The sequence below is a fragment of the Thermostichus sp. MS-CIW-30 genome (assembly GCF_054058015.1).
Genome location: NZ_JBSRZW010000002.1, coordinates 127,939 through 151,388, shown reverse-complemented (window position 1 = coordinate 151,388; position 23,450 = coordinate 127,939). Strand labels below are relative to the sequence as shown.

Annotated in this window: 21 protein-coding genes; 16 read left to right on the top strand and 5 right to left on the bottom strand. The window is 59.6% G+C overall.

Going from position 1 to position 23,450, the window contains the following annotated elements:
- Positions 1-40: 40 nt before the first annotated feature.
- From ACVWXW_RS01645 to recN, 3 genes are all read left to right on the top strand, one after another.
- Complete coding sequence (locus ACVWXW_RS01645; RefSeq protein ID WP_457402403.1) at positions 41-1,510, top strand: glutamate-cysteine ligase family protein; 1,470 nt, start codon at positions 41-43, stop codon at positions 1,508-1,510.
- A gap of 234 nt (positions 1,511-1,744) precedes the next feature.
- On the top strand, positions 1,745-2,779 hold the full coding sequence (locus ACVWXW_RS01640; RefSeq protein ID WP_457402402.1) for a M14 family metallopeptidase: 1,035 nt from the start codon (positions 1,745-1,747) through the stop codon (positions 2,777-2,779).
- Between the two features lie 194 nt (positions 2,780-2,973).
- On the top strand, positions 2,974-4,680 hold the full coding sequence (recN, locus tag ACVWXW_RS01635) for a DNA repair protein RecN (RefSeq protein ID WP_457402400.1): 1,707 nt from the start codon (positions 2,974-2,976) through the stop codon (positions 4,678-4,680).
- A 35-nt stretch (positions 4,681-4,715) separates the two neighbouring features.
- On the opposite strand, the gene ACVWXW_RS01630 is transcribed toward recN, so the two are convergent.
- Positions 4,716-5,423 carry an ABC transporter ATP-binding protein gene (locus tag ACVWXW_RS01630; RefSeq protein WP_457402398.1) on the bottom strand — a complete coding sequence of 236 codons (708 nt, stop codon included), beginning with the start codon at positions 5,421-5,423 and terminating at the stop codon, positions 4,716-4,718.
- Positions 5,420-6,238: an ABC transporter ATP-binding protein gene (locus ACVWXW_RS01625; RefSeq protein WP_414329274.1), complete on the bottom strand. Its 819-nt coding sequence runs from the start codon at positions 6,236-6,238 to the stop codon at positions 5,420-5,422. Before ACVWXW_RS01625 ends, ACVWXW_RS01630 begins: the two co-directional genes overlap by 4 nt.
- Before the next feature lie 325 nt (positions 6,239-6,563).
- Here ACVWXW_RS01625 and ACVWXW_RS01620 point away from each other — a divergent pair, with 325 nt between their 5' ends.
- From ACVWXW_RS01620 to ACVWXW_RS01605, 4 genes are all read left to right on the top strand, one after another.
- Positions 6,564-7,817 carry an ABC transporter substrate-binding protein gene (locus tag ACVWXW_RS01620; RefSeq protein ID WP_011432413.1) on the top strand — a complete coding sequence of 418 codons (1,254 nt, stop codon included), beginning with the start codon at positions 6,564-6,566 and terminating at the stop codon, positions 7,815-7,817.
- Between the two features lie 250 nt (positions 7,818-8,067).
- Complete coding sequence (locus ACVWXW_RS01615; RefSeq protein WP_011432412.1) at positions 8,068-8,412, top strand: hypothetical protein; 345 nt, start codon at positions 8,068-8,070, stop codon at positions 8,410-8,412.
- 187 nt (positions 8,413-8,599) lie between these two features.
- Complete coding sequence (locus ACVWXW_RS01610; RefSeq protein ID WP_457402396.1) at positions 8,600-10,531, top strand: BamA/TamA family outer membrane protein; 1,932 nt, start codon at positions 8,600-8,602, stop codon at positions 10,529-10,531.
- A gap of 65 nt (positions 10,532-10,596) precedes the next feature.
- On the top strand, positions 10,597-10,965 hold the full coding sequence (locus ACVWXW_RS01605; RefSeq protein WP_457402393.1) for a hypothetical protein: 369 nt from the start codon (positions 10,597-10,599) through the stop codon (positions 10,963-10,965).
- Here ACVWXW_RS01605 and ACVWXW_RS01600 read toward each other — a convergent pair.
- On the bottom strand, positions 10,962-12,044 hold the full coding sequence (locus ACVWXW_RS01600; protein ID WP_011432409.1) for an Mrp/NBP35 family ATP-binding protein: 1,083 nt from the start codon (positions 12,042-12,044) through the stop codon (positions 10,962-10,964). The genes ACVWXW_RS01605 and ACVWXW_RS01600 overlap by 4 nt on opposite strands.
- Positions 12,045-12,340: 296 nt before the next feature.
- Here ACVWXW_RS01600 and ACVWXW_RS01595 point away from each other — a divergent pair, with 296 nt between their 5' ends.
- The 9 genes from ACVWXW_RS01595 to ACVWXW_RS01555 all read left to right on the top strand — a co-directional run bounded on the left by ACVWXW_RS01595 (position 12,341) and on the right by ACVWXW_RS01555 (position 22,293).
- Entirely contained in the window at positions 12,341-12,505 is a 165-nt protein-coding gene (locus tag ACVWXW_RS01595; RefSeq protein WP_238376969.1) for a DUF6464 family protein, read from the top strand.
- Between the two features lie 68 nt (positions 12,506-12,573).
- Complete coding sequence (locus tag ACVWXW_RS01590; protein WP_041436262.1) at positions 12,574-13,068, top strand: GNAT family N-acetyltransferase; 495 nt, start codon at positions 12,574-12,576, stop codon at positions 13,066-13,068.
- Positions 13,069-13,417: 349 nt separating this feature from the next.
- Entirely contained in the window at positions 13,418-16,183 is a 2,766-nt protein-coding gene (locus ACVWXW_RS01585) for a cation-transporting P-type ATPase (protein ID WP_457402391.1), read from the top strand.
- Positions 16,184-16,748: 565 nt separating this feature from the next.
- Positions 16,749-17,201 (top strand): AbrB family transcriptional regulator, encoded by a 453-nt coding sequence (locus tag ACVWXW_RS01580; RefSeq protein ID WP_011432404.1) that lies wholly within the window; start codon positions 16,749-16,751, stop codon positions 17,199-17,201.
- Between the two features lie 140 nt (positions 17,202-17,341).
- A complete protein-coding gene (locus ACVWXW_RS01575) occupies positions 17,342-18,745 on the top strand; it encodes a 1-acyl-sn-glycerol-3-phosphate acyltransferase (RefSeq protein ID WP_457402389.1) in 1,404 nt (467 codons plus the stop codon).
- A gap of 178 nt (positions 18,746-18,923) precedes the next feature.
- A complete protein-coding gene (locus tag ACVWXW_RS01570; RefSeq protein ID WP_041436260.1) occupies positions 18,924-19,127 on the top strand; it encodes a hypothetical protein in 204 nt (67 codons plus the stop codon).
- A 116-nt stretch (positions 19,128-19,243) separates the two neighbouring features.
- Positions 19,244-19,639 carry an OmpA family protein gene (locus ACVWXW_RS01565; RefSeq protein ID WP_457402387.1) on the top strand — a complete coding sequence of 132 codons (396 nt, stop codon included), beginning with the start codon at positions 19,244-19,246 and terminating at the stop codon, positions 19,637-19,639.
- 119 nt (positions 19,640-19,758) lie between these two features.
- Positions 19,759-20,871 carry a hypothetical protein gene (locus ACVWXW_RS01560; protein WP_457402386.1) on the top strand — a complete coding sequence of 371 codons (1,113 nt, stop codon included), beginning with the start codon at positions 19,759-19,761 and terminating at the stop codon, positions 20,869-20,871.
- A 168-nt stretch (positions 20,872-21,039) separates the two neighbouring features.
- Positions 21,040-22,293: an AI-2E family transporter gene (locus tag ACVWXW_RS01555; RefSeq protein ID WP_457402468.1), complete on the top strand. Its 1,254-nt coding sequence runs from the start codon at positions 21,040-21,042 to the stop codon at positions 22,291-22,293.
- 72 nt (positions 22,294-22,365) lie between these two features.
- Here ACVWXW_RS01555 and ACVWXW_RS01550 read toward each other — a convergent pair whose 3' ends face one another.
- Positions 22,366-22,593: a hypothetical protein gene (locus ACVWXW_RS01550; protein WP_414349981.1), complete on the bottom strand. Its 228-nt coding sequence runs from the start codon at positions 22,591-22,593 to the stop codon at positions 22,366-22,368.
- A complete protein-coding gene (gene rnc, locus ACVWXW_RS01545; protein WP_457402384.1) occupies positions 22,590-23,312 on the bottom strand; it encodes a ribonuclease III in 723 nt (240 codons plus the stop codon). The genes ACVWXW_RS01550 and rnc overlap by 4 nt, the downstream gene beginning before the upstream one ends.
- Positions 23,313-23,450 lie beyond the last annotated feature (138 nt).

The window sequence follows — 23,450 nt, the reverse complement described above, 5'->3', positions numbered from 1 at the left end:
AGCGATTAACCTCATTCCCAAAAGCTGCGGAGTTGTTCCCATGGGCCAGGAGATCACCTGCCTCCGTTTTGGTACTGCAGACTTTGCTCAGTTTGCAGCTCGGCTCCAGCAAGAGACGAAGTTGCTCGAGCGCTGGTTGGCCGGTGCGCCGGGGCTGGATCCCGCCTGCCGGCCCTTTGCCCAGGGATCCCCGGTGGGCGGGTTTGAGCTGGAGGCGTGGCTGGTCACCCCTCAGGGAGATCCGGCCCCGATAAACTCAGCCTACCTGGAAGCGGTGAACGATCCGCTGGTGGTGCCGGAACTGGCCCAGTTCAACGTGGAGATCAACAGCCGGCCCCAAGTTTTGGTCGGCTCGGCTCTGCGGCAGTTTCAGCAAGAGCTGGGCCAAACGTGGGATCGCTGTTGCCAAGTGGCTGAATACCTGCAGGCGGGGTTGATGATGATTGGCATCTTGCCTACGGTGCAGCAACGGCAATTGACCCTGAAGATGATCTCGCCCCGCAAGCGTTACCTGGCCCTCAACGAGCAGATCCTGAACTTGCACCGGCGCGAGCAATCCCCAGGGATCCCTTCCCTGGGGCTAGATATCGAAGGACCGGCTGGGCGGTTGCGGGTTACCCACCCGGACATCATGCTGGAGGCGGCGACCACCTCTTTCCAAATCCATCTGCAGGTGGCCCCCCACCAGGCAGCCCGCTACTTCAACGCTTCTCTCATCGCCTCGGCCCCTTTGGTGGCGCTGGCGGCCAATTCCCCCTACCTGTTCGGGCACGATCTGTGGGCAGAAACCCGCATCCCTTTGTTTGAGCAAGCTTTGGATGGGCCACCCCCGCCCTCCCCCACCCACTACCCCCGCGTCACCTTCGGGCAAGGCTATGTACAGGGATCCCTGATGGAGCTGTTTTGGGAAAATGTGCATCGCTACCCGGTGGTGCTGCCGCAAACGTTGGCCGCCTCTCCCTGGGAGCTGGCCCATCTGCGCCTCCACAACGGCACCATCTGGCGCTGGAACCGCCCCCTCATCGGCTTGGATCCGGTTCCCCATCTGCGCATCGAACAGCGGGTGGCGGCGGCAGGCCCAACCCTACCCGATATGATCGCCAATGCGGCCTTCTACTTTGGTCTGGTGCAAGCCTTGGGATCCCAGCCCGTTTCCCCCGAGCAGGAGCTGAGCTTTGCCCAGTGCCGCGCCAATTTCTACACGGCGGCCCGCTGGGGTCTGGAGGCCCCCATCACTTGGCTCAAGGGTTGGCAGGGATCCCTGCGCCAATTGCTGCTGGAAGAGCTGATCCCCCAAGCAGAGGCGGGTTTGGTTCAACTGGATCTAGCCCCCTCCGATATTCAGGAGTACCTGGGCATTCTCCGCGCCCGGGTGGAGTCGGGGCAGAATGGGGCCACCTGGCAGCGCCGCTATGTGGCTCGGCATGGTAAAGATATGCAACAATTGACCTGTGCCTACTGGGAACGGCAGCGGCAAGGCCAACCGGTACACACCTGGGATCTCAGCTAGGGCTCTCTCCACAGCCGGTTGTACCAGCGGTGGGCCACCGCGGTGGCAGGACGGATCCCTGGCCCGCATCTCGAGTGGGCAAACTCTCTCTCAGATGGCCTTGTTGCGACCCGAGCTACCGCAGCGAAACGGTTCATTCGCGACCAAGGACTTCGTTGGACTTCTGCTCCCTCCTACCCCAGGGAGAGAGGCCAGAAGCCAGAAGTTTGAGTCGAGCCTCTTAACCCAAACAGTATGCTCACCGTTCTCGATCATCTACCGGATCAACTGCTGGATCTAGAGGCCCATCAGCTTTACGACCGATTGGGTGGGCCAACCCTCATCCATCTGCCGGGACGACGGGATCCCGCCCTGTTTGTGTCCGTCCTGCTGCACGGCAACGAAACCACCGGTTGGCAGGCGGTGCGACAGCTTCTCCGCCGCTACAGTCCTCTGCACCGCTGCCGCGAACGGGAATTGCCCCGCTCCCTTTCCCTCTTCATCGGCAATGTTCAGGCAGCCCGTCAAGGACAACGGCGGCTGGACGGCCAACCCGACTACAACCGCATTTGGGGCTCCGGCTCCACCCCCGAACATGCCATGGCCCAGGCCGTCCTTCAGCAAATGCAGCAGCGGGGCGTTTTTGCCAGCGTCGATATCCACAACAACACGGGCACCAACCCCCACTACGCCTGTGTCAATCACCTGGATGCCCCTACCCTGCACCTGGCCACCTTGTTTGGGCGCACCGTTCTCTATTTCACCAAGCCAGAAGGGGTACAGAGCATGGCCTTCGGGCGCTTCTGCCCGGCGGTGACCCTGGAATGCGGCAAGCCGGATCAGCCCCACGGCACCCAGCATGCCTACGAATTTCTGGAAGCCTGCCTGCACCTGTCGGCGATCCCGCAGCGCCCTGTCCTCAGCCAAGATATTGACCTCTTCCACAGCGTCGCCATTGTCAAAGTCCCGGATCAGGTGAGCTTCAGCTTTGGGGAAGAGGATGGCAACCAAGAGGGATCCCCCTCTCACATCCGCTTCCCGCCGGATTTGGATCTCCTCAATTTTCGGGAGCTTCCCCCCCACACCCCCATTGGCTGGACGAACAACGGCTTCCACCTGGAGGTGCAAGACGAGCAGGGCCAAAATGTGGCGGATCGCTTTTTCTATGCCTGCAACGGAGAAATTCGCACCAGCGTGCCCATCATGCCGGGCATGCTCACCCTCAACAGCCGCATCATCCGCCAAGACTGCCTCTGCTACCTGATGGAGCGCTACCCCCTGGCCGGCTGAGCCGGGCTGCCAATTTCCCCGAGGGGATCCCCAAACCAGAACGGGTGGTGCTCCCCACCCCTGCAATAACAGACTCCCCGCTGGCCGCTGTACCCGTCCGCCGAGGGATGGTGGGTACGCTAACGTGGGACAGAGCGACCCCGCAAGCCCTATCCTGAAAACTGCCAACGGCACGCTGAGCCCACGGGATCCCTATGTTGCGCCTGCTGCGGATCGAGAACTTTGCCCTGATCGAGCAATTGGAGATCCCCTTTCGAGCGGGGCTAAACGTGCTCACCGGAGAAACCGGGGCCGGCAAATCCATCATCCTCGATGCTCTGGATGCAGCTCTAGGAGGTACAGCTCGGGCTCTGCGAACTGGCAGCGAACGAGGTCTGGTGGAAGCGATCTTCAGTCCTAATCCTGAACTGCAAGCCTGGCTAGAACAAGAGCACATCGACCCCCTAGAGGAGGGCCTGGTTTGTAGTCGCGAGCTGGTGTTGCGCAACGGCAAGCTCACCAGCCGCCTGCGGGTGAATGGGGTGCTGGTGAACAAAGCCCAGATGCTCAACCTGCGGGCCAAATTGGTAGAGATCACTGCCCAGGGGCAAACCGTTCAAATCCAATCTCCCCAAACCCAGCGCCGTTGGCTGGACGACTTTGGCGGCGAAGAGTTGTTGCGAACACGGGCGGAGGTGGCTGCCCTTTACCAAACCTGGAACCAACTGAAAACAGAGGTGGAATCCCGCCGGCAAAACCAACAACTGCGCCTGCAACGGCTAGACCTGCTGGAGTTTCAAGCGCAAGAGCTGGCCGCCCTGCGCCTGGAGGATCCCGACGAAATGGCCAAGCTGGAGCGGGAACGGGAGCGCCTGGCCCACCGCGTGGAACTGCAACAGCAAAGCTACGAAGCTCACCAATTGCTCTATCAAAACGACAGCGGCTCACCGGCCATCGCCGATCTGTTGGGCCAGGTAGAACGGTTGCTCCAGACCATGACCCAGCGGGATCCCGACCTAGCCCCTCTGGCGGAAATGGTCAGCAGCGCTCTCATTCAGGTGGAGGAGGTGGGGCGAGAGCTAATTCGCTACGGCGAGACGCTGGAGGCGGATCCCGGTCGATTGAACAAAATTGAACGGCGCCTGGCACAACTGAGACAAGCCTGCCGCAAATACGGCCCGACCTTGGCCGAGGTGATGGCCCATGCGGAGCGGGTGCAGGCGCAGTTGGCCCAACTGCGAGGAGACAACACCGACCTAGAGGAATTGCAGGTGCGGCTGGACAAAGCTGCCCAAGACCTGGAGCGCCATTGCCAGGTGCTCTCTCAACTGCGGCAACAAGCGGCCCGTCAACTGGAAAAGGCTCTCATAGAAGAGCTCAGGCCGCTGGGGATGAGCGCAGTGCAATTCCGGGTGCAGATCCAACCCGGCCCCCCGACGGCAGAGGGGGTGGATCAGGTGAGCTTTTGGCTCAGCCCCAACCCGGGTGAGCCTCTTCAGCCCTTGGCCAGCATCGCCTCCGGCGGCGAGATGAGCCGTTTTCTGCTGGCCTTGAAAGCCGTATTCAGCCGCATCGATCCGGTGGCCACCATGGTTTTCGACGAAGTCGATACCGGCGTGTCCGGCAAAGTGGCACAAGCCATCGCCACCAAGCTGTACAGCATCGCCCGAGATCACCAGATCCTCTGCGTCACCCACCAACCCCTGATCGCTGCCTTGGCGGATCACCACCTGCGGGTTCACAAGGTGGTGCACCAAAAACGAACTTCTGTGCGGGTGGAGCTTTTGGGAGAACGGGAACGCCGCGAAGAACTGGCCCAACTCACTGCCGGTCACTCTGCCCAAGAAGCGATGACGTTTGTGGAGGCTCTTCTCAACCAAGCAGCTCAACTGCGCAAGCAGCAAATGGCCAGTCCCGCTTGACTCTCCTTCTGGGAAAGGGGAGGGGGGTGAGGGCCTCAACCACCCAAGAACAGCTCCAGCACCTCAGGATTGTTCAACAAGTTGGGGCCAGTATCCTCAAAGCGGTTCTCTCCGGTGGACAAGACATAGCCCCAGTCCGCCATCTTCAGGGCCTGCTTGGCATTTTGCTCCACCATGAGGATGCTGATGCCGAGACGGTTGATCTCTTGCAGGAGGGCGAAGGTCTGTTCTATGTACAGCGGTGACAGGCCGGCGGTCGGCTCATCCAGCAACAACAACTGCGGCTCCACCATCAACGCTCGCCCTATGGCCAGCATCTGCCGTTGTCCACCCGATAGGGATCCCGCCGCTTGGCGTCGTTTCTCTTTCAGGGGCGGAAACAGCTCATAAACCCGCTCCAGTTGGGCGGCAGGGTTGTCGCGTCGGATGAAGGCCCCCATCTCCAGGTTCTCTTGCACGGTGAGGGAAGGAAAGACATTGTTGGTCTGGGGCACAAAGCCGATTCCCCGCTGCACCAGTTGCTCAGTGGGCAGGTGGGTGATGTCGGATCCCTGAAACAGCACTCGGCCTGAGCGGATGGTGGCCAAGCCAAATAAGGATTTCAGCACCGTCGATTTGCCGGCTCCATTGGGGCCGATGATCACCACCATTTGCCCGGGGTTCACCTTCAGGTGGATCCCTTTGAGGATGTCCACCCCCCGGTAGCCGCTGTAGAGATCCTGGATGTCCAGCAAAGGGGTCATGAGAGGGATCCCTCCGAAGGCAGAGGGGAGGGCTGGGGTGGGTTTAGGGAGTCGGCCAGTGCCACAGATCCCAAATAGGCCTCCCGCACGGCTGGGTTTTGTTTGATCTCCTCCATGGATCCCTGGGTGAGAACCTTGCCGGCAGCCATGACCACCACATGGTCGCAGAGACGGGTCACCAGATCCAGGTCATGCTCGATGATGCAAAAGGTGCAGCCCCGCTCGCGGTTGAGATACTCGATAAAGCGCATCAAATCCGCCAGCAGGGTGCGGTTGACGCCAGCCCCCGGCTCGTCCAGCAGGATCACCCGTGCATCGGTCATCAAGGTACGTCCCAGTTCCAAGAGTTTTTTTTGCCCCCCGGAAAGGGTGACGGCCAGTTGATCCCGCAGATGGATCAGGTTCAGCCGTTCCAGAACCTCTTCCGCCCGAGCTTGCAGGTTGCGTTCTTGTCGTTGCACCCGCCGCCAACCGAACCAAGTGGCGAACAGGTTTTCCCCTATCTGGTTGGGGGGAACCACCATCAAGTTCTCCAAGACGGTCATGCGGCCAAACTCCCGCGGGATCTGAAAGGTGCGCACCAGCCCTCGACGGAACAGATGGTGAGGGGGCAGGCCGGTGATGTCTTCCCCATCTAGCCAGATGCGCCCGCTGCTGGGCCGAATAAACCCGGCAATGATGTTAAAGAGCGTGGTCTTCCCTGCCCCATTCGGGCCGATCAAGCCCGTAATCCGACCGGTTTCGATGCGGAAGGAACAGTGATCCACCGCGCTAATGCCGCCAAACCGCTTGGAGATGTCGTCGATAACAATCACGCCGCTGCCTTGGGAAAACCCCGCCGACCGATGAGTTCAGTATTTCTCAAAATATAATGAGCCCAATGGCCGAGTTTGCCCATTATCCTTCCTGGATTCCTACAGGGGCAACTGCCTTTGGAGGCCGCAGCCAGCCCTACAGCAGCCAAGGAACGGGCGAGATCCTGAGTCTGGCCCGCCTGTTTCCCGGAGCCATCTTTTCTTGAGGAAGTGGGGAACGCTTTGAGGTGAGTCAACGTCTGACTGCTACGACTCAACACTTGACTTTACTTGACCTTTGGGATCTGAGTTCTACTTTCTCTTCCCTCATAGGAGGTTGTTGGTTATGTCTCCCATGAACAAACTCACCCGACGGGCCTTTGCGGCGGCGGCTGCCCTGACGGCTGCTGCTCTTGCCACCACTCTGCTGCCCAGCACGGCTCAGCAGGCCACTCAAGGGCCGGTCAAAATTGGGGCTTTAATGTCTCTCACCGGGGATTTGCAGGCCTTCGGGGAAAACTGCCTCAAGGGGATCAAGCTGGCGATTGACCAAATCAACGCGGCTGGCGGCATTTTGGGATCCCCTGCCCAAGTGGTCGAAGCGGATGACCAGACGTCGGCTCAGCCGGCTATCGACGCAGCTCAGCGGTTGGTCACCGTGGAGAAGGTGGCCGGCATCATCGGCGCCTTGGGCAGTGGCATCACCATCCCGGTGGCCACGACGGTTTCTGTTCCCAATCGGATCCCGCAAATTTCCCCCGCTTCCACCGCTCCTACCATTACCACCCTGGAGGACAACGATTTTCTGTTTCGCACAGTTCCTTCCGATGCCTATCAAGGGGTAGCCCTGGCCCAGATCACCCGTGAAGAGAAGCTGGAGCGCCTGGCCATCATCTACATTAATAACGACTACGGCCAGGGCCTTGCCGACAGCTTTAAGACTGCTTTTGAAAAGCGGGGCGGCACCATCACCAAGTCGGTTCCCTACGAGCCCGGCAAGGCTTCCTATCGCAGTGAGCTGACCCAACTGAAGGAAGGGGATCCCCAGGCGTTGGTGCTGATTGGCTACCCCGAAAACGGTGTGGTCATTTTGCGGCAAGCTTTGGAAGAGGGGCTGTTTGACCGCTTTGTCTTCACCGATGGCATGCGCTCTCCCGATGTGGCAGCCCAGGTGGGAGCCGAAAAGCTAGAGGGATCCATCGGCGTTTCGCCCCAGGCCCTCACCGATAGCAAGGCTTACCAAATCTTTGCCGAAGCCTACAAAGCCGCCTACGGGGAGCTGCCCCCCACCCCCTACATTGACACCGCCTACGATGCCGCTTTTGTCCTGGCTCTGGCCATTCAGAAAGCCGGCAGCACCGATGGCACTGCTGTTCGGGATGCTTTGCGGGAAGTGGCCAATCCCCCCGGCACCGAGATCCTGCCCGGAGAGTGGGCCAAGGCGGTGGAGCTGATCGGCAAAGGGGAAGACATCTTCTACACCGGCGCCTCTGGATCCATCAACTTCGATGAGAATGGGGAGGTGGCCGGCACCTTTGCCCACTGGACTTTCCAAGGGGGGAAGGTGGTGGATCTGAAGGTGTTTGAGCCGGAGAGCTGATTTTCCCCTGCGGCTCCTGAGCGGGGGCCGGTTTCTCCTTCTGAGCTCCATCAAGACAATCCAGACGAGCAAGACGGGCCTGCACAGAGTACCCTCTGCAGGCTTTTTTGTGGGCCTGGGCCGCGCGGCTGTACGTCCCCAGCAGGGATCCCTCCCCATCACGTAGCTTTTTTTGCTTTTTTGCGGCAACTCAGCGGAGGGCAAAGCAGGCTAAAGTGTCGGCATCCTGGCGTCTTGTGGAGAATCCTCGATGTTGTCCACCCAACTCCTCCTCCCCGGAGTGGCAGCTCTGCTCGGCTTCGGGTTTGCTCCAGCCGTCCTGGCTCAGACTTCCCACACCCAGCAGATGGCGATCCTGAACGGCAACGCCACCACCCTGCAAAGCAACGTCCTGCAAAACACCGTCCTGATCCTGCCCAACGTTCCCCCACAACAGTACGCCGACAGTTGGGGCTGGAGGAGCAGCCGCTCTTTGCCTCCCACTCCTGCTCCCATCACCGTCGTCATCCTCAACTCCCAAGTCAACCTAGCTGCCGAGGAAGTCGAGCCGAGGTCTTGCGGCCAGCGCTGTAGGGGATCCCTGCGCCTGCCTTGAGCGGGGGAGGCTGCTTTTTGCACTCCAGACTGCCCAAGTCCGCAATCCGGTTCGCGGCCACGCTCGGATCTGGGTGGATGGGGATTGATATAATCCAGGGCAATTGTCCGCTGCTGGGCGGCAGAGGGTTTTAACGCAAGCTTGGCCCGGCTGTGCAATCTTGCTTTTTGGTGTGCGAGGGATCCCCATGAATCGTTCCAGGCAACTTCGCCCTTGGCTGGCTTCAGCTCTCACCCGCGGGATGGTGCTCTGCACCGCTTTTGCGTTTGCTGAAGCGTCCCGTAGCGCTCTGCTGATGGGATCCCCGGCTTGGGCGCAATCGGTTCCTCAGCCCGGCACCCTCGACCTGCGCACCGGTGGCGACACCCCCGCCCAGCCCTCCCCCACCCCACCCCCCACTGCCGGCGAGCCAGAAGTGTTGGTAGCGGAGGTAGTGGTTGAGGGCACTGAAGATCCGGAGCTGATCAACCGGGTTTACAGCGTCATCCGCACCCGCGCCGGCGAGGTTTCCACCCGATCCCAGTTGCGGGAAGACATCAATGCCGTGTTTGCCACCGGATTGTTTGCCGATGTGCGGGCAGTGCCTTCCGATACGCCTTTGGGGGTGCGGGTCACCTTTGAGGTCAAGCCCAACCCAATCCTGAAAGCCGTGCGCACGGAAGGGGCGAAAGTTCTGGATCCGGAAGTGCTGCGGGCCGCCTTTGCCGACCAGGAAGGGCGGGTGCTCAGCTTCGGCGAGCTGCAACTGGCTGTGGCCGAGATCGAGCAGTGGTACGCCGATAAGGGTTACGTGCTGGCCAAGGTTACGGATGTGCGCTCCTCCGAAGATGGCACCATCGTCCTGGAAATTGCCGAGGGGGTGATCGAGGATATTCGCGTTCAGGGCAACACCAAAACCCGTGACTTCATCATCACCCGCGAGTTGAAGTCCAAGCCGGGGGATGTGTTTAACCGCAACCAAATCCAGGAAGACCTGCAGGCGGTTTTTAATCTCAACCTGTTTCAAGATGTGAATGTGGGGCTCAACCCCGGCCAGGATCCCGACAAGGTGGTGGTGGTGGTGAACGTGGAAGAACGTCGCACCGGTACCTTGGGCGGCACCATCGGCGTTAGCTCCGCCACAGGGGTCTTCGCCGGCCTCAACGTCTCCGAACAAAACTTGGGCGGCAACAACCAGAGTGCCAGCTTCAACGTGCAGGTGGGCACCAACGAAACCCTCTTCGACTTAAACTTCACCGACCCGCGGATTGCCACGCTGGACATTCCCACCTCCTACAACGTCAACATCTCCAACCAGCAAAGTTCTAGCTTTGTCTTCAATGAGGGATTCACCCTGCCCAATGGGGATCCCGTGCGCATCAACCGTCTTGGTGGCGGGGTGACTTTCTCTCGCCCGATTGGGGGCAATTGGCGGGCTAGCTTGGGCACCCGCATCCAATTTGTAGAAGCTCGCAACAGCAACGGGGAGCAGCAGCGCTTCGATGTGCTGGGCAACCCGATTACCTTCAGCGAGAGCGGCCAAGACAGCTACACCACCCTGCGCCTCGGCCTTGTCAACGACGCCCGCGACAACCCCAACAGCCCCAGCCAGGGCTCGGTCTTTCGCATCTCCACAGAACAGTCGGTACGTCTGTTTCAAAATGGCTTGAATGCCAACCGCCTCGAGGCCGGCTACAGCCAGTTCATTCCCGTCAACCTGTTTGAAACCCGCAGCGAGCGACCGCAGGTATTGGCCTTTGATGTGCGAGCAGGCACGACCATCGGCGACTTGGCTCCCTACGATGCTTTCCCCATCGGTGGGGGCAGCTCGGTGCGGGGCTTTTTTGAGGGGGGTATCGGTTCCGGTCGCAGCTTTGCTACGGCAACCGCCGAGTTGCGTTTCCCCCTTTTTGACCCGGTGGGAGCCGTGGTTTTCGCCGACTACGGCACTGATCTGGGCAGTGGAGCTGCCGTGGCCGGCAATCCCGCAGCGGTGCGCAACAAGCCGGGCAGTGGTTTGGGGCTGGGGGTCGGCATTCGCATCCAATCTCCCTTGGGGCCGTTGCGCATCGACTACGCGGTTGGGCAAGGCGGAGCCGGCCAAGGCCAACTGCACTTCGGCATTGGCGAGAAGTTCTGACTTGGCCGTGGATTTCCCTGCCGGCTTGCTATCTTGGGAGCAGGTGCTCGTAATGGAAGCAACCCATGAAACAGCGACTCGGCCTACCTTTCCCCAAGGGATCCCTGGTGTTCTTGCTGTGTTTGAGCCTGGCCCTAGCTGGGTGTGGGCCACTGGCGCGTCTGGGCATCGGCACAACTCCCATCGCCACCGTAGAGCAAAATCCCTCCCGCTACACCGATGTGTATGTCCGCGGTCGCGTGGTGAACCAGATAGGGGTGTTCGGCCAGGGCGTGTATGAGATCCAAGACAACAGCGGCTCCCTCTGGGTCATCACCGACAAGGGGCTGCCGGCCATGAACAGCACAGTGACCGTGCGCGGTAAAGCCCAAGAGGGGATTGTGGTGGGGGGACGCAGCTTCGGGGTCTCGTTGGTGGAAGCCGAGCGCTTCTAGCCTGCCCCCAAAGCCAGCATCGAAACACGGCCTGCCAAGGTTTTGGCAATTTGCCGCAGCGCCTGGGCCGAGGCTGACTCAGGCTGGCTGATGACGATGGGCTGGCCCGCATCCCCCCCTTGGCGCAGGGCAATCTCCAACGGGATCCGCCCCAGCAGCGGGACACCAAGCTCGCGGGCCGTGGTCTCTCCCCCTTCCGAGCCGAAAATATCGTACTGGCGATCCGGCAGGTCGGGCGGGATGAAGTAGCTCATGTTTTCCACAATACCCAGGATGGGCACCCCCAACTGCCGAAACATGTTCAAGCCCTTGCGACTGTCCAGCAGGGCCACCGATTGGGGCGTGGTGACGATCACAGCTCCTGCAAGCGGCACTGCCTGCACTAGGGTCAATTGGGCATCGCCGGTGCCGGGGGGCATATCTACAATCAAGTAGTCCAACTCTCCCCACTGCACCTGATAGAGGAATTGCCGGATCACCCCGTTCAACATCGGCCCCCGCCAGATCACCGGCTGATCCCGCCCCACCAAAAGGCCCATCGACACCATCTTGACGCCGTAATTTTCCAAGGGGAAGATGTCTTCGCCGCCATCTTCCCGTTTTTGCACAACCAGAGACCGATCCTGCAGGCCCAGCATCAGCGGCACATTGGGGCCGTAAATGTCGGCATCCAGTAGCCCCACCCGGGCCCCGCTTTGGGCCAGCGCCACGGCCACATTTACCGACACCGAAGTTTTGCCCACTCCCCCCTTGCCGCTGGAAATGGCGATGATGTTGCGCACACCGGGGATGGACTGGCGATTCGGCAGGGAAGGGGAACGGGGGGTTTCTGCCGTTACCGTAACATCAATGGCTTCGATGGGGGCCAGCTGGCGGATGGCAGCTTTGCACTCCTCGACAATGAATTCTCGCAAAGGGCAGGCCGGCGTGGTCAGCACCAGGGTAAAGGCCACTCGCCCAGGCTCGACGCGAATATCCCGGATCATGTTCAGTTCCACCAGGCTGCGGCGCAGCTCCGGATCTTGAACAGGGCGCAACGCTTCAAGGATGGCAGCAGCATCAAGGGTGGAGGTGGTCATGGAATCGGAAGGCTCAGCGGGTCAGTCCATATTTCACTCTAATCGGTTTTTCTCGGGTTCTTGCCGGCAGGGAAGGACAGCTCCAAAACGGGCTGCCACGCTAGTCCTGGGCAAGCAGGCTGGCCGAGGCTGATTCTGGTTGGAAGACAACGCTGTTGGCCGACGGGGGAGGGCAATTGTGCAAGCGCTGAGTGGGAGTTGGCTTGTGGTTGGGGCTAACGTTCTGGGCTCAGTTGATCCCTCTGCTGGAAAAGAGGGGATCCCGCCGCCTCTCAATCGGGGACGAGCGCCGGGCCATGCCAACTCTCTTTTCTGACTCGGCCTGGGATCCCTTCTGCCGTTACTTTTCTCGGTCACCCTACCTGCCTTGTGCGGTGAGTCCTCTGGGCCCCTGCCGCTGCCCCCACCACGCTGCGCGTCCAAAAGATGCTGCCTGGGCGTTCTGTCCACAACAAGAATAAACTGTGGTCTGTTCTCGTGCCGGTATCTCAGGAAATTCAAGGAATTGGTTGTGAAGCCAGGCAAAAGTATGGAAATCCGTCCTGCCACCGCCTTAGATGTGCCCGTTTTGTTTGACCTCATCTGCGCCTTGGCCGAGTACGAGAAGCTGAGCCACCTGGTAACGGGATCCGCTGATCTGTTGCGCCACTATTTGTTTGGCCCAGAGGCTTTGGCCTCGGCGTTGTTGGCAGAAGTGGAGGGGCAAGCGGTGGGATTTGCCCTCTACTTCCGCAATTTTTCCACGTTCCTGACCCGACCAGGGATTTACCTTGAGGATCTGTTCGTGTTGCCGGAGTTTCGCGGCAGAGGCATTGGCAAAGCGCTCTTGGCGCGGGTGGCTCAGGAGGCGGTGGCCAAAGGATATGGGCGGCTGGAGTGGATGGTTTTGGATTGGAATCAGCCGGCGATAGAGTTCTATCGACGCATGGGTGCCCAGCAACATCCCGAATGGATTCTCAACCGCGTGGTGGGTGCTGATTTGGAGGCTCTGGCTCGGCTGGCCAAGGATCCCTGTCGATCTTGAGCAAGCTCCCCTCTGTTACAGACCCTAGCATTCGTGACATCCTCCCGGCGCTCGTCCTACGGACAGAGCGCGGGCTTCCCTTGGCGTCAGCGGGATGGAGTCTTTACCTCGCGGTTGGGTATTCCTACCCCACGCCACTTGTCTAGGTCTACGACCCCCGACAGAACAACTGGACAGGTGGTTTCCCTTCCCCAGCATTCCTGGGTACTAGGCTTTGTTGACGCTGGGGGGAACAGCGGCACTTTTGGGGGGTAGGCGGCGTCGGCTAGGCTGTGGACTGTACGAGGGATTTGCCGTTGAATTCACGGCTGGCTTTCAAGTTCTGTTGCGATTCAACTAGAGACCTGCGATGGCAAAATCCGTCTCCCCTGACTCATTGCCGGCAGCTCCCTGGCACGCCCTGCCCGAAGAGGAAGTTGCCCGCCAAATCGTTGCAGTGGATCTGCTTCTGGCGGCGCTTCTGGAACGGGGTCTGTCTCAAGCTGAGGTGATCCAGCGGCAGAAGCAATATGGCCCCAACGAGCTAAAGGCCAAGGCGGCTACCCCGGCCTGGGTGAAGTTTCTGCAGCAGTTCAACCAATCCTTGCTCTACATCTTGATGGTTGCCGGGGCGGTCAAGGCGTTTTTGGGATCCTGGCGCAATGCCATCGTGATCTGGGCGGTGGTGGTAATCAACGCTCTCATCGGCTACATCCAAGAGTCCAAAGCGGAGGAAGCGATCGCCGCCCTGGCCCAGTCGGTGGTGACGGAGGTCACGGTCATCCGGGATGGGCAAAAACTGCGGGTGCCCTCGCGGGAGCTGGTGCCGGGGGATGTGGTGCTGCTGAGTTCGGGAGATAAGGTGCCCGCCGACCTGCGCTTGCTGAGCGTGCGCAACTTGCAGGCGGATGAATCGGCCCTGACCGGAGAGTCGGTGCCGGTGGAAAAACGGCTGGGATCCCTGGCGGAAGACACACCCCTAGCCGACCGCCAGAACATGGCCTATGCCGGCAGCTTTGTTACCTTCGGCCAAGGAGCAGGGGTGGTGGTGGCCATCGGTAACCAGACCCAAACAGGCCGCATCTCCAAGCTGATCGAGGAAGGGGGATCCCTGCAAACTCCCCTGACACGTAAGTTTGAGGCGTTCAGCCTGACTTTGCTGAAAATTATCCTCACCTTGGCTGCGCTTACTTTTCTGGTGGGGCTGGTGCAGGGCCAAGCGGCAGCGACTGTCTTTGAGGCGGCAGTGGCGCTGGCGGTGAGTGCTATCCCCGAAGGCTTGCCGACGGTAGTCACTGTAACCTTGGCGATTGGGGTTTCCCGCATGGCAAAACGCCACGCCATTATCCGCAAGCTGCCGGCGGTGGAGACCCTGGGCAGCGCTACGGTAATTTGCTCTGACAAAACCGGCACCCTCACGGAAAACCAGATGACGGTGCAGGCCATCTACGCCGGATCCCAGCTCTACCGGGTTACCGGCAGCGGCTACAGCCCCCAGGGCCAGATCCTGTTCCAGGCGGCTGATTCCCCCATCGAAATCCATCAATTGCCTGCTCTTGAGGCTTGCCTCGTAGCTGGCTGCCTCTGCAACGACACCCGCCTCCAACCCAAGGACAAGGGCCAGTGGGAAGTTGTAGGGGATCCGACCGAGGCGGCTCTGCTTGTGGCGGCTCAGAAAGGGGGCTTGGATCGAGAAGATCTGCAGCGCCGCCGCCCTCGCCTGGACAGCATCCCCTTTGAATCCGAGTTTCAGTACATGGCCACCTTGCACTGCCTGGGGCCAGAAGAGCACTGCATCTATGTCAAGGGATCCGTAGAGGCTCTCTTGTCCCGCTGCCATAGCCAGATGGGATCCCAGGGGGAGATCCAGCCTCTGGAAGAGGAGCGGATTCGCCAGCAGGTGGAGGCGTTGGCACGACAAGGGCTGCGAGTTCTGGCCTTTGCCCAAAAAACCGTCCCCAGCAGCCAAACTCGGGTGGATCACCCAGATCTGCAGGAGGGTTTAATCTTCCTCGGTTTGCAGGGAATGATTGACCCGCCGCGGCCGGAGGCCATTGCCGCCGTGCGTTCCTGTCAAACGGCTGGGATCCAGGTGAAGATGATCACCGGCGACCACGTGCTCACGGCTCAAGCCATTGCCGAGCAGATGGGCCTGGGGGGTGGAAAACCTGTGCAAGCCTACAGCGGTCGAGATCTGGAGCAGCTCAGCCCGGAGGAATTTGTGGAAGCTGCCAATCGGGGATCCGTCTTCGCACGGGTGGTGCCAGAGCAAAAGCTGCGCCTGGTGGAAGCTCTGCAAGCGCGGGGGCAGATCGTGGCCATGACCGGCGATGGGGTGAACGACGCTCCGGCCTTGAAGCAAGCAGATGTGGGGATTGCCATGGGGCGAGGCGGCACCGAAGTGGCCAAAGCTGCTGCCGACATGATCCTGACCGATGACAACTTCGCCTCCATTGAGGCAGCCGTTGAGGAGGGGCGCACGGTTTACAACAACCTGCTCAAAGCCATTGCCTTCATCCTGCCGGTGAACGGGGGGGAATCGATGACGATTCTCCTCAGCGTGCTGCTCAACCGCGAGCTCCCCATTCTGGCCATTCAAGTGCTGTGGCTAAACATGATCAACTCCATCACCATGACGGTGCCTCTTGCCTTTGAGCCGAGCACAGGCCGAGAGATGACTCGCCCACCGCGGGATCCGGAGGCCAACTTGCTCTCTCCTAGGCTGCTGCAGCGCATCCTGCTGGTGTCCGTGTTCAACTGGATCTTGATCTTCGGGGTTTTTGAATACATTGAACAAACCACCGGCAACCTTAACCTGGCCCGCACCATGGCCATCCAAGCGTTGGTGATCGGGCGCATCTTCTACTTGCTCAGCCTCAGCCAGGCCATTCCTACCCTGTTGGGCCGTGGACGTGCCAGCCAATTGGAGCGCCATGAGCGCCTCATGGATACAGCAGCCATTGCCATCGGCATTGGGGCGGCCATCCTGCTGCAGATCCTCTTCAGCCAGTGGAGCCTGTTCAACATTATCTTCGACACAGCACCCCTGTCTTGGGAGCAATGGGGCTTTTGTTTGCTGGTGAGCTTGCCACTCATCGTTGTCTCAGCGGCAGCCAATCGAGTGGATCCTGAATGAATAACTTGCTTTGGGCAACTCGCGCTCACTGCGCTCCCATCTGAAGAAGTGCCGAAGAGGGGATCCCTCAGCCACTACTCAGATGTAGCCGGCCTCTGCCAAGAGATAAAAATGCCTGCTGGCCTAGGTCTGATGGCATCCAGCTTCACACCGCTCTGGCTGTCTTTTCGACCGATTTGCGCAAGGCAATCACCATCTCAGCGGCGGTTTTTTGGAAAGTCGAGCCTGTTTTCTGGCTGTGATCAGAGTTTGGGGCAGCCGACGAGTGGGGATGAGGCTGTAGAAAGCGGTGAGTCGGATCTACACCGCGGTACTACCCCCAAGGCGATCTTTTGTCAGCTCCATCCACAAAAGCCCCAGCACTCTTCAGGGCTTGAGTTCTTTTTGCCCCCATCACCTTTTGGCAAGGGCAGGAACACCTCTTGAGGGAGACGAGGTTTTTCCTTCGGAGCTGCTGGCTCAAGGAACAAGAGAAAAACCTGTCTTCAAAAAAGTCTCAGACTTTCGGTTGCAGGAGTACATCACAAGGGTATGATCTTAAGAGAAGGATGTAGGACATTAAAAAATGTCAGATATACCACCACAACCTTTAACCGGGAAGGCTCTGCTCCAGAAGGTCGAAGCGTTGGGGCATCTTCCACGCCGAGAAACGGCAAAGCGATGTGGCTATGTAACCATGACCAAGACCAACAAGCCTCGCGTCAACTTGAATGAGTTCTATGACGCGGTGCTGGCGGCAAAAGGTCTGAGTCTCAGCCCAAGTTCCAGCCGAGACAAGCGCGGTCGTGAACCAACCTTTCGGGTCAGCGTTCACAAAAATGGGCAGTTGATCATTGGGTCGGCCTACACCGAAAAAATGAATCTCAAACCCGGGGATGAGTTCGAGATTCAGCTAGGTTACAAGCACATTCACCTCAAGCAAGTGCTAAACGGCCAGGTGGTGGAGGAGTCAACCCCAAGTAAAGAAGCTTCCCCCAAAGCGACTCGCGGTCGCCGGAAAAAAACTGCTGGGGCTTGAGCCGCTGCCGGGCCGGGAGTGAGGAGAAGGGATCCAGTTGACGAACTGTCACTGCGCAGCTTTCTTCCCGCTTTGCCCTCTTTAAGATGGGATCCAAAGCCTAGGTTCACCGATCTTGCTGACCCTAGATAAGGATCCCTATGCAACAGAAGGTTCAGCCACCCCTCAAGTTTTTGCCACCGCGATTGACGCCTTGGGTCGTTCGTTTTGCTCAAGCAGGCTTGCCCTTTTGGTTGCGATGGACCAAAGGGATCCCTCGCGTTGAAGTAGAGGGGGGAGAGCGTTTGGCTCAGCTTTATCAGCAGTTTGAGGCGGGCAAGATTCGCCTGTTGGTGGCGTTTCGACACCCGACCCTCGATGATCCCCCCTGCTTGATGTACTTGTTCGCCCATCTCCTGCCGCAGGTGGCCCAACGCCAGGGGATCCGCTTTCGGGGCCGGCCCCACGTTTTGTTTGTCTACGACCGCGGCCTACCTCTGTGGCTGGGATCCGTTGCCCGTTGGGGCTTGCCGCGCTTGGGCGGGATCCCGATTTTGCGAGGCCGTCTGGATCGGGCAGGGCTAAAAAGTTCTCGTGAGCAGTTTGTATCGGGCCGATATCCGCTGGCGGTAGCTCCAGAAGGAACGATCAACGGTATGAGCAGTCTTCTCAACCCGTTGGAGCCGGGGGTAGCCCAGATGAGCTTTTGGGCGGTGGAGGATCTGCACAAGGCGGGACGGCCAGAGCAGGTGCTGATCTTGCCGGTAGGCCTTCGCTATTCCTACCTGCGGGATCCCAGTGCCGCTCTGAATAGATTGCTCAGCCGCATGGAGGCCGATTGCAAGCTGCCACCCCCGCGCTCAACCCATGCCAGTCAGGCCTTTTTGCTGGCCCGTATCCTTCGCTTGGGAGAACACCTGCTGCAAGTCGTGCAGACCTTCTATGAGCGCTTTTATGCCCCTGCCCTTCCTGCTGCAGATAGAGCCCAAGTTAAAGAGGGGGATCTGTTGGCGCGTCTTCAAAGCTTATCGGATCTGGCCCTGCGCGTGGCCGAGCAGCATTTTGGTCTGGAGCCCCAGGGAGACTTAATCGAGCGGCGGCACCGCATCGAACAGGCGGGCTGGGCCTGGATCTACCGCGAAGATATTGCCGATATTGCTGGTCTCTCGGCTCTGGAGAGGGGGCTGGCCAATCGAGTGGCTGCTGAGGCCAGTTTTCACCTCTGGCACATGCGCTTGGCGGAAACCTTGATGGTGTTTGCGGTGCGCCCCATGCCCGAGCAGCCCAGTCTAAGTCTAGACGAGTTGGCGGAAACCGCCCTGCGCCTCTGGAGTCTGCTGGCTTGGATCAAAGGAGAAAATCCCGTCGGAACTGCTCCCCCCCGCTTGGGCCCCCGCCTGGCCCGTTTCAGCATTGGGGATCCCCTCTCGGTTTCCGAACGCTGGCCCGCCTACCAGGCCAACCGCCGACAAGCCGTACAAGCCCTCACCCAAGATTTGCAAGCGGAAATGGAGCGGCTTATCCAAGGGATCCCGTGCTCCCCTGCGGTCCTCCCTGCTGTCTGACATGCCTAGTCGGCTCAGGGGCAAAAAGTGTAACAATTCCTGAGACATCTTGTGAGATATTTCGTGAAAGTAAGACGAACTTTTGCATTATCTGACAAGCAGGTGAAGGAAAGGGGAAGTTTCTGGCTCTTGGGGTAGAAAGGGGGCAGAAAGGAAGTGAGGCTCGTTGGCTTGGTCTATGTCTGATGAGCTGCTCCGCGCCATCCGCAGACGCGACCTAGAGGCCGCCACTTCAGCCGTGCAGCACTTGCGTTCTCGCCATTTAAGTGAAGCTGTGATCACCTCGATGGTGATGGTGGCCGTGGAGCGGTTGGCATGGGATGAAGGCGACCGGGCCGCCGCCAGTTGGTTACTGCGTCGCTGCTCCAGACGACGGCGCTGAAGGGATCCCCCCTGGCCCAGAGGTCATTGCGATACTTCCCCTTTCCCTGGATCCGAGGGGCTTCCCGTGTCAACCTGCCCACAAAGCCCTATCCGCAGAGGGATTAGCTTTCTTCCTTGCCCTTGTTCGGATCGTCGGGATGCTGTCGGTCTTCATCAAGCAAGGTAAGGGTCTACGGCATTCTCTTTGCCTATGACTCGGATCAAATCGAAGCGGCTGCCGAGCCCACCCTTGCCGAGATCGCCAAGCTGATGCGCGAGCGCACCGACCTCAGCATCCTCGTGGTCGGTCATACCGATGCAACCGGTAGCTTCGACTACAACCTAGGTCTCTCGCGGCGCCGGGCCGAGGCGGTTGTCAACCGGTTGGTTCAGCTGGGTATCGAGCAACGTCGACTCTATCCGGTTGGTGTGGGGTTCTCTGCTCCTGTGGCCAGCAACACCACTGAGGAAGGCCGGGCGAAGAATCGCCGCGTGGAGTTGGTGGATCTGGCGGGTGGCAGAATCCCCTAGGGGAGAGTTTCTGAGTTTTGGCTCAGGGCAAGCATCGCCGAAACTCTGGACACTGCGGCTGCGGCGAACTAGTTTAGAGGCAACTCTTTACTTCTAAGCTATTTCAAGGGGTGGGATCCATGCTTAGGCCCAGTCTTTTGTTCTCCGGCTCGGCGCTGTTGGGTTTGCTGTCCTTGCCGTTTTTGATCGGCGAAGGTGGCTGGTTGACCTCATCTCGTAAGAGCCAGAGTCCTGTCACTGAGGTTTCTCTACAAGCTTGGGAGCACTCCCTGCCCTCATCCCAAACCTTGTTTGAAGATGAAGCAGGTTCTGGATCTTGGCTCAGGCGGCAAGCCCAGCTGCAAGAACGGGTACAGCAGCTTGAGCAGCGCTCTCTCGCTCACCAGCAGCAGGCTCATCAGTTGCTGGTACAGCAGGCAGCTCCCCAGCCCGCCGGGGTTGTTGGCCGTTCCAGCTCAAGCCCTGCCCTGTCGGCACGGCCTCGGCGTCAGGATCCTACCCTTTCTCCATTCTCTGCTCAGGCGGATGTTCCCAATGAGCTGGCGCTGCTAACCCAATTCATCCAGCAGGAGCCGGGAAATGCGCAACTTTATCTGCAACGGGCGCAATACTTCTGGCGTCAGTCTCAGGAGGATCCTGCTGCTTTACCGCAGCCTGAGCATGCTTCTGCCATTGCTTACCTGATGCGCTCCGCTCTGCGGGATCTGGATATTGCCATTGCTTTGGATCCCTATCTGGCTGAAGCCTATTTGCTCAAGGCCAAAATCCAACACGAGCGTTTGCAAGAACCTGAGCAGGCTCTGGCAACCTTGTCTCCTCTGGATCGGATTGCCTATCACAACCCGCAACTGCACTTGATCCGCTCCCGCATCTGGGCCGAACAAGGCCATCTGGAATCGGCGTTTGATGTGTCGCATCTGGCGATTGAGCTGGCCAAGCAAAATCAAAGTGCTGCCGATCTTTTCGAGGCCTATGTCCATCGCGGCCTGATGTGGGCCAGCATCTGCGACTTCAGTTTGGCCGTTCAGGATTTCAGCCGGGCTATCGAGGTGCAGCCCCAGCGGGCTGAAGGTTACTACCACCGCGGTATGGCGCGCGCTTACCAGGGAGAGGATAGGGCTGGTGCCGCTTCCGATTTGGGTAGCGCTTTGATGTTGTGGCGGGCTTCCGGCACGGGATCCCCGGAGCTGCTGGAATATGCAGAAGCGGTACGGATGGAACTGCTACGGTAGCTGCAATTCTGGCTGGGTTTTTGCTGCGGATCTTTGGTCTGGCCGACTGGGCAGGGAAGTTCTGGGTCTAGGGTCTTTGCCCAAGAGCGTTTGGCAAGTCCAGCTAGGGCAAGCCAGGATGGTAGAGCCGTCTGTTACCTAGCCCCCTGAAGAGAACCCAGCCAGATGATGAGCCGAAGACAATTGACCATCTCCGTATCCTCCGTAGCCCTGGTGGTGGCCACAGGGATGCTGTTGTTGCTGCTGTGGCAACTGCGCAGCTTGGTGCTGACGGTGATGATCGCGGTGGTGGTGGCGGCAGCGCTGGCTCCCCTGGTGGATCTGGCCGAGCGATTACGCATCCCCCGCTGGCTGGGGGTTGTGCTGGTGTATTTGAGCTTAATTGCCGGGATTGCCGGCTTGGCTCTGCTCATTGGCCCAACGGTGGTAACTCAGACCCAGCGGTTGCTAGCGAGGTTGCCTTTCTATCTGGAGCAGTTGCAACTGCTGGTGGATACCTGGATTGCCGATCTGGCGGGGGTGGATCCGGCGGCGCTGGACTACCTAAACCAGTTGCTCGACCCTCAGTCGTTGATGAGCTGGGCGGTTCGCTCGGGACAACGGGTGCTGGTGCAGTCTTTCGACTTCACCCGCGGTTTGCTGGGCGGTCTGCTGACCATGGTGCTGACCCTCTTCATTTCCGGCTACATGCTGGTGAGCGGCTCTGACTTGGTGCGGGGCTTGGTGGAGTTGTTTCCCTATCCCTGGAATGAGCGGCTTGCTGAGCAGGTACACCCGATGGCTCAGCGCATGGGGGGCTACATCCAGGGGCGGGTGCTGGTCTCTGCCATTTTGGGTGTGATGATCACCGTCTCGCTTCGCTTTCTGGGCCTGTCGGAGTTTGCTCTGGCGCTGGGGGTGATCGCCGGGTTTACCAACTTGATTCCCTTTATCGGGCCAGTACTGGGATCCCTGCCCGCCTTGGTGGTGGCGATTGTGCAGGGGGGCTGGACTTTTTTGTGGGTGCTGATCCTATATGTTGCCGTTCAAAACCTGGAAACTTATGTGTTGGATCCTCTGTTGGTGGGATCCTCGGTGCGGGTGAAGCCCTTGTATCAGTTGCTGGCGGTGCTGGGGGGCACCCAGTTGTTGGGTATTGTTGGGGCGGTGATCGTCCCCCCGTGGGTGGCGGGTATGGCGGTGCTGCTGGAGAACCTCTATCTGAAGCCCAAGCAGGAGGCAGAGGTTCGAGCCAGGCTGTATGCTCGGGCCACCGAGGCTGCTGGTTCTTTGGCTTTGCCGGGGATGGATTCTGCCGACGCGAGCAACCCAGAGCCATCTTTTTCCTCTGGTCCGAATGGCTCTTCAAATGAGCCGGAAGGGTTGCCACAGAAAGAAAGTCTCTCGCCTGCGGATCCCGTAGCCGGAAGAAGTCCTTATTAGCAAGCTTCTCATCTGATTCGCCTCTGTTGCTCTCGGAGAAGGGCTGCTGTGGTTTTGGGTAGGGTGCACATCTCAGCGGTGACGGGCATCGAGGATGAACAGAGCACTGCCTACGACGAACAGGAGGCTGGCTCCTATTCCCAGCAGGGTTTGGACAACCTTGAGATTGAGAAAGGCTGGAGCTGCGGGATCCCACGGAGGGGGGTCGCTACCCAAGGTCATCACCTCGCTCGCCGCAAACAGGCTGCTCCCCAGCAAAAACAACCAACTGGCCAACTCGTAGCGGTGGTTGCCTCTCATGTCTTCTCCGACTGCAAGTGTTTGTAGGCTTGGGCAGCGGCGGCCATTTCCGCAGCCTTTTTTGAGCGACCTTCACCGCGACCCCAGCACCGCCCTTGCCCCCAAACTTCCATGGTGAAATGAGGGGGATGCTCCTGGGCGGCCACCAGGCGGTATTCGGGCAGGCTACCCCAAAGGCGTTGGGTGAGTTCTTGCAAGGCTGCTTTGGGGTTGCGCCGAGTGGGGTCTTGGAACCATTGCTCCACTCGCCGGTGTAGATAGGGATCCAGCCAGGGATGCAGCCTGGGCAGCGTGTAAATACCCCAACTGAGATAAAAGGCTCCCAGGAGAGCCTCGAAAGCATCCGCCAGCCGCCGACCCCGCCCGGCCAAGTCGTTTTGCGAGCTGGATCCCACCTCGAGGTAGCGATCCAAGCCGTGCAGATCCGCCAGTTCTGCCAGGTAAGCATCGCTGGTCAGGTCGGAGCGAATCGCGGTCAGCTCTCCCACCGACAGATGGGGATAGGACTGAAACAAGAATTCCGTAACCAAAATTCGCAGGACAGAATCCCCCAACAACTCCAGCCGATCGTTGTTCCGTCGGCCATCCAGAGAAGGGTGAATCAGAGCCTGATCCAGCAGATCCCAACGCAGTTGTTCCAGCAAAGCCGGATCCCTGAATCCAAGGCGGGCCAGCAAATGCTCCAAGGCACGGCGACGGGGCGGGATCAACTCAACCATACACTCAGGTGCTGACGTTGCCTTAGCGGTCAGAACTGCACAGCTTAGGCCCATTTTGACCTGGGCCATCCCACCCCAGCCGGGATCCTCGCTCAGGCGGTAAGCCAGCTATGCTACAGGAGTAGTATAGGCTTTTCG